This window comes from Flavisolibacter tropicus (assembly GCF_001644645.1).
Taxonomy (GTDB): Bacteria; Bacteroidota; Bacteroidia; order Chitinophagales; family Chitinophagaceae; genus Flavisolibacter; species Flavisolibacter tropicus.
Window position 1 is genome coordinate 54253 of sequence record NZ_CP011390.1, and the last position, 16856, is coordinate 71108.

14 protein-coding genes are annotated in these 16856 nt (G+C 42.5%); 9 read left to right on the forward strand and 5 right to left on the reverse strand.

The annotated features are described in order from the left end of the window. Positions 1-24: 24 nt before the first annotated feature. On the forward strand, positions 25-2763 hold the full coding sequence (locus tag SY85_RS00195; protein WP_226998954.1) for a putative LPS assembly protein LptD: 2739 nt from the start codon (positions 25-27) through the stop codon (positions 2761-2763). 128 nt (positions 2764-2891) lie between these two features. Here the strand turns inward: SY85_RS00195 and SY85_RS00200 are convergent, their stop codons facing one another. Next, positions 2892-3626, reverse strand: coding sequence for a lysophospholipid acyltransferase family protein (locus tag SY85_RS00200; protein WP_066401168.1), 735 nt, complete (start codon positions 3624-3626; stop codon positions 2892-2894). Between the two features lie 9 nt (positions 3627-3635). Beyond that, on the reverse strand, positions 3636-4307 hold the full coding sequence (gene ung, locus SY85_RS00205; RefSeq protein WP_066401169.1) for a uracil-DNA glycosylase: 672 nt from the start codon (positions 4305-4307) through the stop codon (positions 3636-3638). A gap of 242 nt (positions 4308-4549) precedes the next feature. Here ung and SY85_RS00210 point away from each other — a divergent pair, with 242 nt between their 5' ends. After that, positions 4550-5278 (forward strand): DUF92 domain-containing protein, encoded by a 729-nt coding sequence (locus tag SY85_RS00210; protein WP_066401170.1) that lies wholly within the window; start codon positions 4550-4552, stop codon positions 5276-5278. Positions 5279-5531: 253 nt separating this feature from the next. Here the strand turns inward: SY85_RS00210 and SY85_RS00215 are convergent, their stop codons facing one another. After that, complete coding sequence (locus SY85_RS00215; RefSeq protein WP_066401171.1) at positions 5532-6527, reverse strand: SDR family oxidoreductase; 996 nt, start codon at positions 6525-6527, stop codon at positions 5532-5534. A 271-nt stretch (positions 6528-6798) separates the two neighbouring features. Between SY85_RS00215 and SY85_RS00220 the strand changes: the two genes are divergently transcribed. The 3 genes from SY85_RS00220 (at position 6799) to SY85_RS00230 (ending at position 8655) form a co-directional block, all read left to right on the forward strand. After that, positions 6799-7692 (forward strand): aldo/keto reductase, encoded by an 894-nt coding sequence (locus SY85_RS00220; RefSeq protein WP_066401172.1) that lies wholly within the window; start codon positions 6799-6801, stop codon positions 7690-7692. Between the two features lie 199 nt (positions 7693-7891). Beyond that, positions 7892-8092 (forward strand): cysteine-rich CWC family protein, encoded by a 201-nt coding sequence (locus SY85_RS26190; protein ID WP_066401177.1) that lies wholly within the window; start codon positions 7892-7894, stop codon positions 8090-8092. A gap of 80 nt (positions 8093-8172) precedes the next feature. After that, positions 8173-8655 carry a GNAT family N-acetyltransferase gene (locus tag SY85_RS00230; protein WP_066401179.1) on the forward strand — a complete coding sequence of 161 codons (483 nt, stop codon included), beginning with the start codon at positions 8173-8175 and terminating at the stop codon, positions 8653-8655. A 19-nt stretch (positions 8656-8674) separates the two neighbouring features. On the opposite strand, the gene SY85_RS00235 is transcribed toward SY85_RS00230, so the two are convergent. After that, entirely contained in the window at positions 8675-10234 is a 1560-nt protein-coding gene (locus SY85_RS00235; RefSeq protein ID WP_066401184.1) for a protein adenylyltransferase SelO, read from the reverse strand. 197 nt (positions 10235-10431) lie between these two features. Between SY85_RS00235 and SY85_RS00240 the strand changes: the two genes are divergently transcribed. Continuing rightward, complete coding sequence (locus SY85_RS00240; RefSeq protein WP_066401190.1) at positions 10432-11307, forward strand: M90 family metallopeptidase; 876 nt, start codon at positions 10432-10434, stop codon at positions 11305-11307. 507 nt (positions 11308-11814) lie between these two features. On the opposite strand, the gene uvrA is transcribed toward SY85_RS00240, so the two are convergent. Then, positions 11815-14355, reverse strand: coding sequence for an excinuclease ABC subunit UvrA (gene uvrA, locus SY85_RS00245; protein WP_066401192.1), 2541 nt, complete (start codon positions 14353-14355; stop codon positions 11815-11817). Positions 14356-14513: 158 nt separating this feature from the next. On the opposite strand from uvrA, the gene SY85_RS00250 reads away from it, so the two are divergent. The 3 genes from SY85_RS00250 (at position 14514) to SY85_RS00260 (ending at position 16782) form a co-directional block, all read left to right on the forward strand. Further along, positions 14514-14699, forward strand: a complete 186-nt coding sequence (locus SY85_RS00250; RefSeq protein WP_066401193.1) for a hypothetical protein — start codon at positions 14514-14516, stop codon at positions 14697-14699. Positions 14700-14951: 252 nt separating this feature from the next. After that, the gene (locus SY85_RS00255) at positions 14952-16043 is read left to right on the forward strand and encodes a sensor histidine kinase (protein WP_066401194.1); all 1092 of its coding nucleotides are present in this window, start codon (positions 14952-14954) and stop codon (positions 16041-16043) included. Position 16044: 1 nt separating this feature from the next. After that, positions 16045-16782, forward strand: coding sequence for a LytR/AlgR family response regulator transcription factor (locus SY85_RS00260; protein WP_066401196.1), 738 nt, complete (start codon positions 16045-16047; stop codon positions 16780-16782). The last annotated feature ends 74 nt before the right edge of the window (positions 16783-16856 follow it).

Below are 16856 nucleotides of genomic sequence, written 5' to 3' on the forward strand. Positions count from 1 at the left end.
AGTTTAAAATGGAATGTTCTCACAATGCTCATTTTAGCATTGTTTTTTGCATTAACGCACCAGAGCAAGGCTTTAGGTATATATAAAAAACTAATTTACACGTCTTTAACATCCGATACGACGAAACCCATATCCAGGCTGTTGAAAGATACCACCAAGCTGCCTTCCAGGAAAGATACAATCCCCGGTAAAAGAGATTCTATTCCAGCGAAAAGAGACACTTCACTAAAAAAAGGCATTGATACTACCTTAAATAGAATTGACAGTCTGAATCAAGTAACTACCGACACTTTTTCTTTGCGTCTATCAAAAGATACCTTGGACGCCCCGGTAAATTATGAGGCAGAAGATAGCGCTGTTATCCTGGCCCAGGAAAAAAAAGTGATCTTATATGGTAAAACTAAGACTACCTATAAAGATGTTACACTTACCGCTCCTAAAGTGGAACTAAACCAAGCCACAGGCGAAGTCACGGCTTTTAATGATAAGGATAGCCTGGGGCAAGTATTAACCAGGGCAAAGTTTGCACAAGGTGACAATCAGTTTGAAAGCGACACCATCAGTTTTAACTTCAAAACCCAGAAAGGTTTAACCCGCAACACGTTTACCAAGCAAGATGAAATGTTTGTGCATGGTGAAACCATAAAAAAGGTGAATGCCAATACCTTATTTATAAAACGTGGCGACTTTACAACCTGTAACCTGGATGAACCCCACTTTGCTTTTAGAACCAATAAAATGAAGGTGGTTAATAATAAGGTGGCTATTACGGGGCCTGTACATCCGGAATTTGAAGGGGTACCTGTCCCTATTTACCTGCCTTTTGGTTTTTACCCGCTGTCTCGCGGCCGCCACTCTGGCTTCTTGCCGCCACAATTTGTAACCAATGAGGAATTCGGTTTAGGATTGGAAGGGTTGGGATACTATAAAGTATTGAATGATTATTATGATGTAACACTGAGGGGGAATATCTATTCGTACGGTGGCTGGAGCGCCAGTTTGATACCTACCTACCGCGTTCGGTACCGGTTTAGTGGTGCTATGAACCTTTCGTTACAAAGTACAAAGTTCAATTTTAAAGGAGACCCTGACTATAGTAAGTTCAATACGTTCATGATTAACTGGAGCCACTCCGTAGATAGCAAGGCGCGCCCGGGTACATCATTTTCAGCCAACGTGAATGCCGGTTCTACCCGGTATAACGAATTGTTGCCCAATAATGCGCTACGCAACTTCCAAAACCAGCTAAGTTCTTCAATTGCCTATTCCAAATCCTGGGCTGGTAAACCTTATAATCTAACCTTGAGTGCCAACCACAACCAAAATAATGCAACTCGTTTAGTAAACCTTATTCTGCCAGATGCTGGTTTTACCGTAAATACACTCTATCCTTTTCAACGGAAAGAAGCAGTAGGAGCACCAAAGTGGTATGAGAAATTAGGTATCGGCTATAATGGTACAGCCCGTAACCAGGTTTCATTTTATGATACGGCCCTTAGCGGTAAGCAGCTGTTAGACACGTTACTTGCAGGAGCCAGCCATCGTATTCCTATTAATCTTTCATTGCCTTCATTGGGCCCACTATTGGTGGCGCCATTTGTGTCTTACGAAGAACAGTGGATGATGCGTCAAGGAACATTAAAATTTGATCCCGTAGAGCAAGATATAGATACCGCTTTTACCAAGGGCTTTTACACAGATCGCCGCATGTCTTTTGGCGTAAGCTTGAATACTAATATTTATGGTACGTATAATTTCAAGAACTCAAAAGTCAAGGCCATTCGACATGTTATACGTCCTACATTTAGTTTTAATTATTCACCTAGCTTTTCAGGGAGATATTTTGACTCACTACCATATACAGATAGCTCGGGGATAAAACATAGAATTGATTATTCAAAATTGGCAGTGGGGGGGAATATTTATAGTGGTTACAGCAATGTAGAGTTTGGCGGTATATCATTTGGTTTTGATAATAGCTTGGAGATGAAGTTGCGACCCAAGAAAGGGAGTAGCGATAGTACGGATCGGAAAGTGCGTTTAATCGATGGTTTCGGTTTTAGTAGTAATTATAACTTCCTCGCGGACTCTCTCAAACTGGGAGATTTCAATCTTTATCTGCGAAGTACATTATTTGACAAAGTGAATTTGACAGCAACGGCCAATCTTACACCTTATAAAACGGATAGTGTTGGTCAACGCTTGAACCAGTATTACTTTGGGGATGGCCATTTTCAGCCAGGTCGTTTTACTGCCGGTAGTATTTCATTGTCTACTTCCTTCAAAAGTAAACCAAGAGATCCCGATAAGGCCCAGGAAACGGTTAATACAGGGCGACCAATCAACGATCCGATGCTACTGGGTGATCAGCAACGTTTGCAGGAGTATATGCGCCGCAATCCTTCAGAGTTTGTTGATTTTAATATTCCTTGGGATATTAGCATTGACTTCGCTGCAAACTTTGCCTCTGTTCCATTACCTAATTACACTGGTTTTAGAACCCAGTTTAACGCCACCACTTCACTTCGCAGCAGCTTTAGCTTAACGCCCAAGTGGAACTTTACAACCAATGGCTATTTCAACTTCCAGTCCATGAAGGTAGAAGCTGTTAGTATGTCTATTAACAGGGATATGCACTGCTGGCAAATGTCAATTGGTATTCAAAAGGGCCTGTATAGCTCTTTCAGTATTTCAATTAATCCTAAATCATCATTATTACAGGATCTGCGCATTAACAGAACGCGTACGTTCAGTAATTTCTAAAGCTAGTTACAGCAATTGCATCTTACTTGTTCAGTGGAGTCCGTTTATCCTGAGCTTGTAGAAGGAAAGTTTTATCCTTTTACAAGCCCAATGATAATACGTTTATTTTAAAACTTTTGAGATAAGTGCTAGTCACGATTATGCTGTGTATAATAATTCTTCATTGTTTCATATACTTCTGCTTTCAATTCCTGCACGCTTTTATTGGCGGTTGAAATGGGCGGTAGAAAATGCATTTCTACTTTGCTAGGCCAAAAGTAAAAGGACTTGCTAGGGGGTAGTACTTTTTCTGTATTGAAAATAACAGCCGGCATAATGCGCTTTTGGGTTTCTACAGCCAGCTTGAAAGCGCCGTCATGAAATTGACGTAAAGGCTCTTTGGTTTTGTTGCGAGTGCCCTCTGGATAGATACACATATGTATTCCCTTGTCTAAGACCTCTCTCATCTTTAAATAGCTTTGCTTGCGACTGGCTTCACTTTTCCGGTTTACCAGAACCGCTCCACTTTTATAAAGCACATTAAATACCGGGATCTTCATCATCTCTATCTTGGCAATCGTTTTGGTGGGCTCGGGAATTCCTGGGCTGGAAAGCGGTGGATCCATCAAAGAGCGGTGATTACACACAATGACAAAAGCCTCTTTTTTAGTAAAATGTTCTTTTCCTTTAAAAACTCTTCTAACCCCAGTCATAAAGAAGAAAAACGTCATCCAGCGTTGGTATACAGGTTGAAGGTATTTTGAACGCCTGGGTTCCGGCCAGTTTATTGTAGGGGCAATAAACAGCACGGTAATAATCAATGAAGGCACAAACATGATAATAGCCCATAAAGCAAATAGGCGTCCCAGAATATTTTTCACCATAATGCAAAATTACAACGCCCAGTCTATTGGATCGATACCATGTTTCATTAACCAGGCATTGGCCTTTGAAAAATGGTGGCAACCAAAAAAGCCATTATGGGCAGAGAGTGGAGAGGGGTGCGCCGCTTTTAGAATTAAATGCTTCTTTTCATCGATCAGGGTTCTTTTCTCTTGCGCAAATTTCCCCCAGAGCATAAACACCACATGTTTTTTATCTTCAGAAACCTTTCTGATAACGCTATCAGTGAAATGGTGCCAACCAATTTTGGAATGACTCATAGGTTCTCCGGCCCGCACAGTCAATGAAGCATTTAAGAGCAGCACACCTTGCTGCGCCCATTTTTCCAGGTTGCCATGCGAAGGGATGGGCATTCCTACATCTTCGTGAAGTTCTTTAAAAATATTGACCAGTGATGGTGGAGGAGGAACCCCATTTTGAACACTAAAGCTTAAGCCATGTGCCTGCTTTGGACCATGATAAGGGTCTTGCCCAAGGATGACCACTTTTACATGATCAATAGGTGTAGCATCGAAGGCATGAAATATTAAAGAGCCCGGTGGATAGATGGTTTTGCCTTGTTCTTTTTCGGTTTTTATGTGTTCTACTATCTGTTTGAAATAGGGTTTTTTAAACTCGTCCTTAAGTTCCTCTTTCCATGATTCTTCTATCTTAACCGCCATGGCCTTTTTTGGATGAAGTTATTACAAACACAAAGATTATACTGAAATCTATTAATCAGCCTATACAATGGCTCTTGAAATAAATGAATCTATACGTAACAGTTGTTCCTAGCCCTTATTTTAAGCCAGTAGAGCACTTGTTTTATTTTCTTCTGGTAGCAGTAAGTAAATACTGTACAACTTCTACAGACCTTTTGTTTCTCTTTTCTGCGCATAACCAATAAGGCTTGCTATCTTGCCGCGTGCTTCATACCTATATCCTTTTTATTATAGTGGTAGTGCTGGCAGTGCTAACTAGCATATTAACCCGAAAGCTTACTGTGGCTGGAGGTATTGCCGGAGGTGTATTGGCGACATTCATCTACCTGGGTATAGGTGTATTTGGTATTTTGATGCTAGGGTTGTTTTTCCTGTTAGGCACCTTAGCTACAGCCTGGCAATCCAATACAAAAAACAAACTAGGTATAGCGGAAAAACACAGCGGTCAGCGTACCATAGAACAAGTATTGGCCAATGGTGGCGTAGCGGGCCTGTTAGGCTTATTGGCTATTTGCTATCCAGAGAATCTTCCGTTATGGGCAATAATGACTGCCGGTAGTCTGGCTTCTGCTACCGCTGATACTTTGTCCTCTGAATTAGGCAGTGTATATGGAAAACGATTTTATAACTGTATTACCTTCAAAAGAGATCACAGAGGGTTAGACGGTGTTATTAGCCTGGAGGGTGTGTTAATTGGTGTCGTTGGTAGCGCTTTCATTGCAGTGGTTTATTGTACAGGCTATGGTTGGTCAGTGGCCGCATTGCTAATGGTAGTAGCAGCTGGAACAATTGGCAATCTTACCGACTCGGTTTTAGGTGCTACACTGGAACGAAAAGGCCTATTGCAAAACAATATGGTTAACTTTCTAAACACGCTGGCCGGTGCATTAGTAGCCTTAGCGTTATATACTATTTATATTAATTCCATTTAGAAAACCTTCTCGTGTTCTGCTATTGCTGCAAATAATAGATAGCGAGTGTTATGCATTCACCAAAAAAATGTTAGCCTCCTTTACCCTTATGCATTACCGGTAGTGCTGCTTAATAGTAGTTGTTATTTAATATCCTGTGCCTGATTATATGCTGATCGTAGAATGTTTTAAAACATGCTACAAAGGATATACTCCAATATGCTTGTTCCTCGTTTTTGATCAAGCACCAAAACATAATTATTTATTAGCCGTATTACACACGCTTGCCCAGCCATAATAATCCCACTGCCAAGCCTGCTACCAGCAATGCATTGGTGAATGCCTTTTGGCGGGGAGTGGGCGGGGTACGCCAGCCGCCATGTATGCTGGTGCCATATTCGGCTGGTTCAAAGAGATTGCCATCTGTGTTCTTTATAGAGTCCGCTCGTTTAAAATAGAATTCCATAGTGTTTGCTGTAATATTTCGGGAAAGGGCAGGAAATAGACCATGGGCTATTCTTAAAAAGCTCGCCATTCCTCCCACTACTGTTGATGGTCGCGGATGTAAGACTAATCGGCTAATCGCTTCTGCTACTTTTTGTGGATCATAAACAGGCGGTGCTGGGCGTAAAGGATGGCCCGTATAATTACCGGCATGCTGAATGCCTGGTGTATCCAAAAACGCAGGATATAGATCGCACACATGAATCTGTGGCCATTGGTGTAGCTCACCGCGCAAGGCCTCTGAAAAGCCCCTGAGCCCAAACTTACTGGCACTATACCCAACAGCATAGGGCGTAGGAAACCAGCCGCCTACGGATATATTGTTAACTAGAATACCATAACCCTGTTGTTTAAAAATGGGTAATACGGCATGTGCACCATGTATATAGCCCAGCAAGTTGGTTTTAATAACCTGGTCATGCACATCAACAGGCGTTTCTTCAAACGGACCAGCCGCCAGCACACCTGCATTATTTACCCAAACATCTATATGGCCACCCCATTCTTCGGCAGCTGCTGCTAATATTTTTATGGCATCTCCATCAGTTACATCTGTCGGTACAACCAAGGCTTTACCACCTAATGTTTTACATTCTTCAGCTACCTCGTCCAATACGGTATCGCGGCGTGCAGCTAATACTACAGAGGCACTTTTACGCGCCAAGGCTAAAGCAGTAGCTCTGCCAACACCGCTGGAGGCACCTGTAATAACAATTACTTTTCCCTGTAAGCTGGTATCCGTTGTTCTTTGGTTAACTTCTTCCATAACTGGCAATGCGTTAATAGTTATAAAGGGTTTTTAGCTCATCAGTGATTTTGATGAGCCGCCATAGTCAAATGACTACTATAAAAAGGATGCTTCAAAAATAGGACCCGGCAGATAGTCCATAATCGTGCCGACTACACTTGAACCTGCTTGTTAGATTTTGAATAAAGCATTACTTTATCAAAATACCACACCTGATTGCCTACGCTATTATGTAATTTGCTGCCTGGCAAGTTGGTTGAAAAAACGAAAGTCATTAATCAGAATCCTTATGCAGTACACAACTATTGGAAGCTCAGCATTAAAGGTTAGTAGAATTGGTTATGGTTGTATGTCGCTAAAGCAAGAAGCAGATGCTCATGCTTTATTGCAAAAGGCAGTAGCAATGGGTATTAATTATTTTGATACAGCCGACCTGTATGACAAAGGAGCCAATGAAGAGTGGGTAGGTGCTGCATTAAAACCTAAACGCCAGCAGGTAATTATTGCTTCCAAAGTAGGCAATATATGGCGGCCAGATGGTAGCGGCTGGGATTGGAACCCCAGCAAACAGCATATTCTAAAAACAGTAGAAGAGAGCTTGAAGCGTTTGCAAACCGATTATATCGACCTCTACCAATTACATGGTGGTACACTGCAAGACCCGATAGACGAAGCGATTGAAGCTTTTGAACAGCTGGTGCAACAAGGAAAGATCCGTTATTATGGCATCTCATCTATACGTCCGAATGTGATCAGAGAGTGGGTGAAGCGCTCAAACATAGTGAGTGTAATGACACAATATAGCCTTTTAGACAGGCGTCCAGAAGAGGCGAATTTGCCACTACTTCAGGAAAAAGGAATTGGGGTATTAGTGAGAGGAGGTGTAGCACAGGGTTTATTGGTAAACAAACCAGCAGCACCTTACTTAAACTACACGGAAGAGCAGGTTAAAAAAGCGGCAGATGCAGTGAACGCACTATCAGGTAAAGAGCGTAATGCCGCCCAAACTGCTATACAGTTTGTACTAGAGCATCCCGCTGTAGTGGCCGCTGTCGTTGGCATGCGCACAGATGAGCAATTAGAAGATGCGGTACAGGCATTGAATGCTCCGATGCTTTCTGGTGAAGAGCGACAGCAGCTACTGGATATATTGCCCCCGCTTACCTACCAAGAGCATCGATAATGCGCTCTAGCAAGTAAAGACTGTTTGTACATGCTTTGCCTGGTTAGTTGGGTAAGAAGGCCGGCAATCGGCAATCGAGAATCGGAAGTTGCTTTTAAAGGAAAAACTTCCCGATTGCCGACCTAAAAACTGTTTTTGATTTTGAAGACCGGCTAAACTATAAAGCTTTTCCCTGTTACTTTGCGCAATAAGCAATTCTATGAAGGCAAAGAAATGTTCAAAATGCCAAACCATTTTTACCTGCAGTAATCCTCAACCTGGGTGCTGGTGTGAAGGGGTACGCCTGACACCTGAAACCTTGGAGCAATTGAAAGCATCTTATGAAGATTGTTTATGCCCTGCATGCTTAAAAAGCTTTGAACAAACCAATACAGAAGCAACATCAACAGTATCTGCTTAATAGCTGCTCTTAAGAAAGATAGATATTGAAGGAGTAGCTTCTTGTAATATGTGTTATTTACATTCTTCAAAACCAAATCGATGACTAGCAGATTGGCACAGCCGAGTGATTTTGACTTCATTTATGATATTTATATGGATGAAGAAGCCAATCCTCAACTCACATTTGACCCTATGGGGCGCGAGGCTTTCAAAACGATCTATGATGGTTTACTTCAAACCCATACACTTTATGTAGCAGAAGAAGATGGTGAAAGAGTAGGAACCTATCGCTTAATACCAAAACAATACCGCCAAGCACATATTCTTTATTTAGGCAGTTTTGGTGTTCAACCTACAGATAAGGGCAAAGGTTATGGTTATCGGATATTGGAAGAAATAAAGCAACGCAGTAAAGAGCAGGGTTTCTTACGGCTGGAATTGACTGTAGAAGTCAACAACGATAGAGCCATTCATGTATATCAAAAAGCAGGCTTTGAAATGGAGGGCCGTATACGCAAAAGCTCCCGGTTAGATTCTACCGGTGACTATTATGATGAATACCTGATGGCTATTTTATTATAGTTATATTTTCAATCCTGTATTAAGAGCTGCAAGACAGCATAGAACAACCAGCCTGCTGTGTAGCCCAGTCTGGGCGCTTGACAAAGAATTCCGCATACTTATTGGAGTAGGGGTCCTTAATCGCTTCCTGCAGTTTGGAAAAGAGTGTGTTTTCTCCATTCTCCAATTCTTGAATAGCTTGATGCAATAAGTAATTGCGTAGAATGAAGCGTGGGTTAGTTGCACGCATTAATTTGATTCGTTCTTCTGTTGATATCGTATTCTTTTCTAAACGCTCCAGGTAGTCATTCATCCATTGATAGACGTCTGTCGCTTGCTGTGCTTCAGGTTCCTGGTAAAAGCTTTCTTTAAAATGATCTAGTATATCCTGCTCTGTATGTAAAGTAGAAGGCAAGTCTATTAGAAGTTGAAAGAAAATGGTCATGTCTGGCTTCAAATCTATTAATACCTTTTCCAATTGGCGGATTAGCACAATGTCTTCTTCAAATAATGCATCCAAACCAAGCTTGTTTGTCATCATGCCATAGTAATACATCCAATAGGTATCATCATAACTTTCTAGGGCCGCTGATAAAGGAGTAGTATCTGTAAACGCAGGTGCAATAGCGCCCGCTAAGCAAGCTAAGTTCCATTTGCCAATACCTGCTTGTTTGCCAAAGGCATACCGGCGGCCCGGCAGGTCGGTAGTATTTGGAGTAAAGTTGGGGTCATAGTCGTCCATAAAGGAATAGGGACCGTAATCAATAGTTAGCCCCAATATAGACATGTTATCTGTATTCATCACTCCATGTACAAAACCTACACGCGTCCATTCCACCATCAATTTTGCCGTTCTTTCCACTACTTCTTTGTACCAGGCAATGATCCTGTCATCGCCCTGAATATGCGGGTAATAGCGGTCAATGGTCCAGTTGATAAGTCCCAACAAGTTTTCTTTCTCCTGACGGGCAGCCAATATCTCAAAATTGCCAAAGCGGATAAAGGTGGGTGCAACACGTGTTACAATAGCACCCGGCTCATAAGCTTCATTGCCATTGTAAAACATATCGCGCAAAACGGGATCGCCTGTACTTATAAGACTTAAAGCCCGGGTAGTAGGAACACCCAAATAATACATGGCCTCGCTCATTAAATATTCGCGTACAGATGAACGTAATACGGCACGACCATCGGCACGGCGGGAATAAGCAGTAGGACCAGCGCCTTTGAGTTGTATTTCATATGGCAGACCATTAGTAGCAATTACTTCTCCTAATGTAATGGCTCTACCATCGCCTAGCTGACCTGCCCAGTGGCCAAATTGATGCCCTGCATAATTAGCGGCATAAGGATACATGGAAGAGGTAACCAGGTTACCGCCTAAAATATCTATATCAGTTTGATCAATAGGTTTCTGAATTCCCAGCTCTTTGCCCAGCTCTTCCGACCACGCCAGTAAACTAGGACCTTTAACAGGTGTGGGAATGGCTTTGCTATAAAGTACACCCGGTGTAGGGCGGGGTGTTAGATTACCGCTATCGTCACCAGGAAACTGATTGACAAATTCATTCTTAAAGGCAATTTCACTTAGGTTCTTCATATATTATTACTGATAGCTGCGTTATTTATACAAGGTAGTAAGACAAAAACTACGCTAAGTTGAGGCATTTCAATGCAAAGGTTTAATAAATCTGTTGATCTTCTTACCGCACTCCAATTTCTTCAAAACATAGCGGTAACTGTAGATGGGCGTTCATGTCAACATTCATATGTCAGGGTTTACTTAAATTCACCGCCATGGAAGTAGTAATAATTGCCTTGGTTGTATTGGCTTCTTTTTTCCTGGTGATGAAACTGTTGTTTACAAAAAAGCATACTGAAGAAGTGGCGTATACATACTCATTGGCAGAGGAGGAGCGAGGCTATTTGATAGAATATGTGCCTTTTTATAATGAATTAGATGAAGCAGGTAAGCAGGAGTTTGAAAGCCGCTTGCAGCATTTTCTGAACACCACCCGCATTTCAGGAGTAAATGTAACAGTAGAGCCCCTAGACCGAGTGCTAGTAGCTGCCAGTGCTATTATTCCCATCTTTGGTTTTAAGGATTGGGAGTATATCAATTTAAATGAAGTGCTACTGTATCCCGATGCCTTCAATGATACATTTGATCAGCAAGGAGCTGATCGTTCTACTTTGGGCGTGGTGGGAAACGGGCCTTACCAGAATATCATGATCCTTTCGCAGTATGACCTGCGCCAGGGTTTTTTGAATAAGTCGGGTAAATCCAATACAGCTATACATGAGTTTGTGCACCTGGTAGACAAAACAGATGGTGCAGTAGATGGCGTTCCTGAAGCCTTGCTTTCCAGAAAATATGTAATGCCATGGTTAGAGTTGGTACATGAAAACATTGAACGTATTCAACAAAATAACAGCGATATCAATCCCTATGGAGCTACTAATAAAGCCGAGTTTCTTGCAGTTGTCGCAGAGTATTTCTTTGAGCGCCCTGATTTGTTGCAGGAACGCCACCCCGATTTATATGAACTTCTGGCAAAGATGTTTCGGCAAGAGCCTGCACACACTCTCAGCACGCCCCCGGCCCCTAACGGGAAGGGCAGCGCAGCAGAAGCTAGGCAGAATTTTGAACAAGGAACAAGGAGTGAAGAATGAAGAAGTAAGGAAATGCGCAATGCTCAATCTTCAACACTCAATAAGCAATGTGATAAAAGAAAAGTTGCTCTTTGTGCGTGGATGCTCCCCTTTAGGGGCCGGGGGCGGGCGTTAGCCTACTCACCACTGACCACTCACCATTCACGAGCCGGGCTTTCTCCTAATCCCCAATACCCTAATTCCCAATTCCTCCTCTCTTCCTGGTCTCTTGTACCTCTCCTGTACCTAATCTGTACCTCTTCTGTACCTCTTCTGTAGGTAAGTCCGTACCAACTGCACAGAAAAAGCCCTCTACCTGCCTTCCACATTCACTACTGCTCCTACCATCCTCCTATATACATTCATTAATCAATAAGAAAACACTTTATATAGTTGCCTGATAATCAGGCCAAAGTGAAGAATCTTAAAGGTACACCCTCCTCACACATTACTCCTTATTAATTACTCATCCTTCCTTGTGCCTAGATCTATAAATATGGAGCATTGAACATTCCTTTTTTTCCTTCATTACTCTCCCTTCAGAAACCTATCTAAATAAGGGGCCGTGCGGCTGTCCTTTGCTTTTGCTACTGCTTCGGGTGTGCCCGTTGCTACTATACGTCCGCCTTCTTCGCCTGCGCCGGGACCAATATCAAGGATCCAGTCGCTGCCGGCAATTACACGCATATCGTGTTCTACTACAATAACGGTATTGCCTGCATCTACTAACTTATCTAATTGCGTAACGAGCTTTTCAACATCGGAAGGGTGGAGGCCAGTGGTAGGTTCATCTAGTATGTAGAGTGTGTTGCCACGACCTACACGTTGTAATTCAGTGGCCAGTTTAATACGCTGGGCTTCACCACCAGAGAGTTCAGTAGCTGGCTGGCCTAACCGCAAATAGCCTAAGCCTACTTCCTGTAATACCTGCAGCGAACGGGAGACCGCTGGCTCTTCATCAAAAAATGCAAAGGCTTCATCAACTGTCATTCCCAGTACGTCAGCAATGTTCTTCTCGCGGTATTTAACTTCCAGCGTTTTTGCATTGTAACGAGTGCCTTGACACACCGGGCAAGGCGCGTATACGCTTGGTAGAAAGAGCAGTTCCACCATTACAAAACCTTCGCCTTCACAGTTCTCACAACGCCCTTTGCCTACATTAAACGAAAAGCGCCCCGCATCATAATGGCGGCTTTTGGCCAGCTTGGTAGCAGCAAAGATCTTGCGCACATGATCAAACAAGCCGGTATAGGTAGCCAGGTTAGAACGTGGTGTACGACCAATGGGTTTTTGATCTACTTGTACTAAGCGTTTAATATTTTCAAGGCCCTCTTTTATTCTACCACTAGTGGTGATAAGATCTGTTTCCTGTAGCATGTCTGTCTCTTCTTCCACCTTCAACTCATGGCCTAAATGTTCGGCTACTAATTCTACCAATGCTTGACTTACCAGGCTGGATTTTCCAGAACCTGATATACCTGTAACACTGGTAAGTACACCCAATGGAAAGGCCGCATCAAGGTTATGAAGGTTGTTACGGCTTACACCTGATAGGCGTAACCATCCTTTTGGCTGACGTACGGTGTGCTTTTTAAAAGAATCGCTATCAAAAAGGAAGTGGCGTGTTTTGGATGTTTGTATTTTTTCTAATCCACGAAAGGGCCCACTGTATAATATTTGCCCGCCTTTTTCACCCGCATCAGGACCTACATCTACCACCCAGTCGGCATGCCGGATCACATCGATTTCATGTTCCACCACAAACAGCGTATTGCCTGATGCCTTCAATTTATCAAGGGCGGAAAGTAGTGCTTCAGTATCGGCTGGGTGTAGACCGGCGGAAGGTTCATCTAACACATACACAACACCAAAGAGGTTTGAGCGAACCTGTGTAGCTAACCGCAGTCGCTGCAGCTCACCCGGCGAGAGAGTGGGCGTACTGCGCTCCAGCGTTAAATAACCTAAACCCAGCTCCAATAAAACACGCACGCGACCCGTAAAGTCTTGAGCTATGCGTTGTGCCACAATGGCCCGTTCCTGGTGGTCATCTGCTTTCATCTTCGCCATGGCTTTAGCAGTACCGTTGGCATAGGAAGAAAAAATGCTTTGTAGCTTGATCAATGGAAGCCGGGAAAGCTCCGTGATGTCATAGCCGGCAAATTTTATGGATAAGGATTCTGGTCGTAATCGTTTGCCTTTGCATGTAGGACATTCGGTGCTCAGCATAAATTGCGAAACACGTTTTTTCATCAAGGCACTTTGGGTGTTGGCGAATGTGTGCCTTACATAACGCCTTGCACTCATAAACGTACCCATGTAGCTGGGCTCCATTTTACGTTTAATAGCGCGTTGCACTTCCTCACGGGTAAATCCCGCATACACTGGCACGGTGGGCTGCTCTTCTGTAAATAGTATCCAGTCGCGTTCTTTTTTAGAGAGTTTCTGCCAGGGCTGATCTACATCATACCCTAAGGTGGTTAGGATATCGCGTAAGTTTTGGCCCTGCCAGGCAGTAGGCCAGGCGGCAATAGCCCGCTCACGTATGGTCAATGATTTATCAGGCACCATAGAGTCTTCTGTAACATCATAAATGCGCCCCAGACCATGGCATTGCGGGCAAGCGCCCTCTGGCGTGTTGGGAGAAAATGACTCTGCGTAAAGAATGGATTGACCACGTGGGTAATCGCCTGCACGTGAGTAAAGCATACGTAGCAGGTTAGATAATGTAGTAACACTACCTACTGATGATCGGGTGGATGTACCGCCTCGTTGCTGTTGTAATGCCACCGCTGGCGGCAAACCGTCCACTTCGTCTACCTCTGGTACAGGCATTTGATGAAATAAGCGCCGGGCATAAGGAGAAACGGACTCTAGGTAGCGACGCTGTGCTTCGGCGTATAAGGTGCCAAAAGCCAAGGATGACTTTCCGGAACCTGATACGCCAGTAAAAACAACCAATGCGTCGCGAGGGATATCGAGGTCTACATTTTTAAGGTTGTGTTCGCGAGCGCCGCGCACATGCACAAAGCCGGTATCTGTTTTATAATCTGTGTGTCTTTCCTGATTCATCGTGTTTAGGAAACACAAACACTATGCCCTTGGCATATAAAAGGTTAGCTTGCATGAATAACACCCTTCTGCATGCGTAACCCTAATCTCCTGATTGCAGAGAGAATAGAGCCATTTTATTGAAGCTGCAGTGGTATAAGATTTGCAAAATTGTAATCATGAGATCACCTGAATTAACCTTAACTGCAGCTATTGAGGAATTAGATATTACGGAGCCTCAAATAGAAGCCGAAATCCCCACATTACCTTTAAAGCTATTTACTGATCATCAAGAGTTTGAAAAGCAGGTGCAAATGCTTAGGGATGAATATGAGCGCAAAAAACCGGTTGGTATCTACTTCTAGCACCTGGTTGTAAAGATGATTAAAAGAAACTCCTTGGTCGTTCTATTGTTTATTCGTGAACTTAATCGACGAATGCGGTAATTTGTCGATAAGGGTTCGTTTCCTATTTATTATTTTCTACATTGCAGCAAATAAATTGTGTTAGCAAGCTTATGATGTTGCTAACTGCGATTCACCTTTTGCTATGTAAATGTAGTATCGTGTAATTGCAAAAGTATACGGATTAACCAAATTAACTGTGAAGTAGATAGAATGAACCAGCCAAGCTTCTTGTCTAAAAGAGTCATAGGTAATATTACAGAATTGGAAATACTCCTTTGTTTTCTTTTCTATATTGCCTTTGAAGCTGTCTTTTACCTGGCGCTTTACCTTACTACATATTCAAAAGCACAGCACGTCTATTCTTCAGAATTTACAGGGTGGTATGTGATATTTGACTTTATAATTAAAGCCCTTCTTACATTACCAATCTGGTATGTTGTATTCAATAAGTTGCAACAGAAGTCCATCTTGTATAAGTTATTGCTGCATGTTTTAGGCTTGCCCCTCTTTGTGTTGGCTTGGGGTGCATTACACAAGGCATCCTCTGATTGGGTGGGCTATACACGATTTTATAAGATGGATTCCAAAACGTCCGTGTGGTTTGACTATTACCTTCCTATGGTCTTTTACCTGATTCAATTTGGGATCTTTCACGCTTACCATTTCTGGAAGCAATCGCAGCAGCAACTCCAAAAAGAAAAAGAGTTATTGCAGCTGGCCTTTCATAGTGAGGTCAATGCATTAAAGGCGCAGATTCAACCGCATTTCCTTTTTAATACGCTTAATTCCATCAGTGCTTCCGTACCGCCAGATCAGGAAGAGACGCGGGAGTTAATAGCTAAACTGGCCGATACGTTTCGCTTTTCATTGAAGTCTAGTCAATTGGACCTGGTGCCCTTACAAGAAGAAATCTCCTTTATTCAAAACTGCCTGGAGCTGGAGCAATACCGTTTTAAAAAGCGGCTGGAAGTACAGTTTGATATTGATGATCGTGTTATGGATGTAATGATACCGCCTATGCTATTGCAGCCAATTGTTGAAAACGCCATTAAGCATGGTATTGCGCCTTCTGTAAAAGGTGGTGTAATAAAACTAGCTTGTAAAAAAGAAGGCACAAATGTACGCATTGCTATTAGTGATACAGGCGTAGGGCGGCTGGCTTCTTTTTATGACAAGGATTTTGAAGGTATAGGTTTAAAAAATACCTCTTCGCGACTGTGGCATCACTACCGGGAGAAAATTCAGATAGAAGATAATGTTCCCAGCGGCCTTTACTTTTCATTCCTCATACCTATCAATTAATATGACAAAAAGGGTAATCATTATTGATGACGAAGAAGCGGCACGTGTGCTGATCAAACAGTACATAGCCAACTTTAAAGAATTGGAAGTGGTAGCCGAATGTGAGAATGGGATAGAAGCGGTGTCGGCTATTAACCGTTTGGAGCCTGATATTGTATTCCTGGATATACAAATGCCCGGGTTAAGTGGCTTTCAGGTATTAAAGCAAATAGTACATATACCCCAGATCATTTTTACTACAGCTTATGATCAATTTGCCATAAAAGCTTTTGATCTTAATGCCATTGATTACTTATTAAAACCGTACACCCGACAGCGTTTTAATCAAGCCGTATCAAAGCTGTTACTGCAACAAAAAGACCATTGGCCATCGATTTCTTTATTAACTGAAACAGCAAATCCTGCATTGCCCGGCTTTTCTGAAAAGATATTAGTAGAACATGGCAATAAGTTAATTAGCCTGGATGTTAACGATATTATTTACCTGGAAGCAGTAAAAGACTATACGCAGATCTATACGGAAAAGACTAAGTACTTGAGTAGTTATGGTATTGGCGTTGTTGAACAAAAATTGAACCCGTCATTATTTATGCGTGTGCACCGATCTTTTATCATTAACGTGAACTTTATTCATGAAGTTCACCGGGATGTAAATGGTATGCACCTGGTCTTAAAAAACAAGGTTGTATTGAAGATCAGTAGAACATACGCTGATAATATTAAAAAGCTCATTTACTAATAAAGGTAAATTCCGATGGGAGGAAATTGCTTACCTACGAGTTACTTTACTGCATTTTATCGCCAGTATCTGCA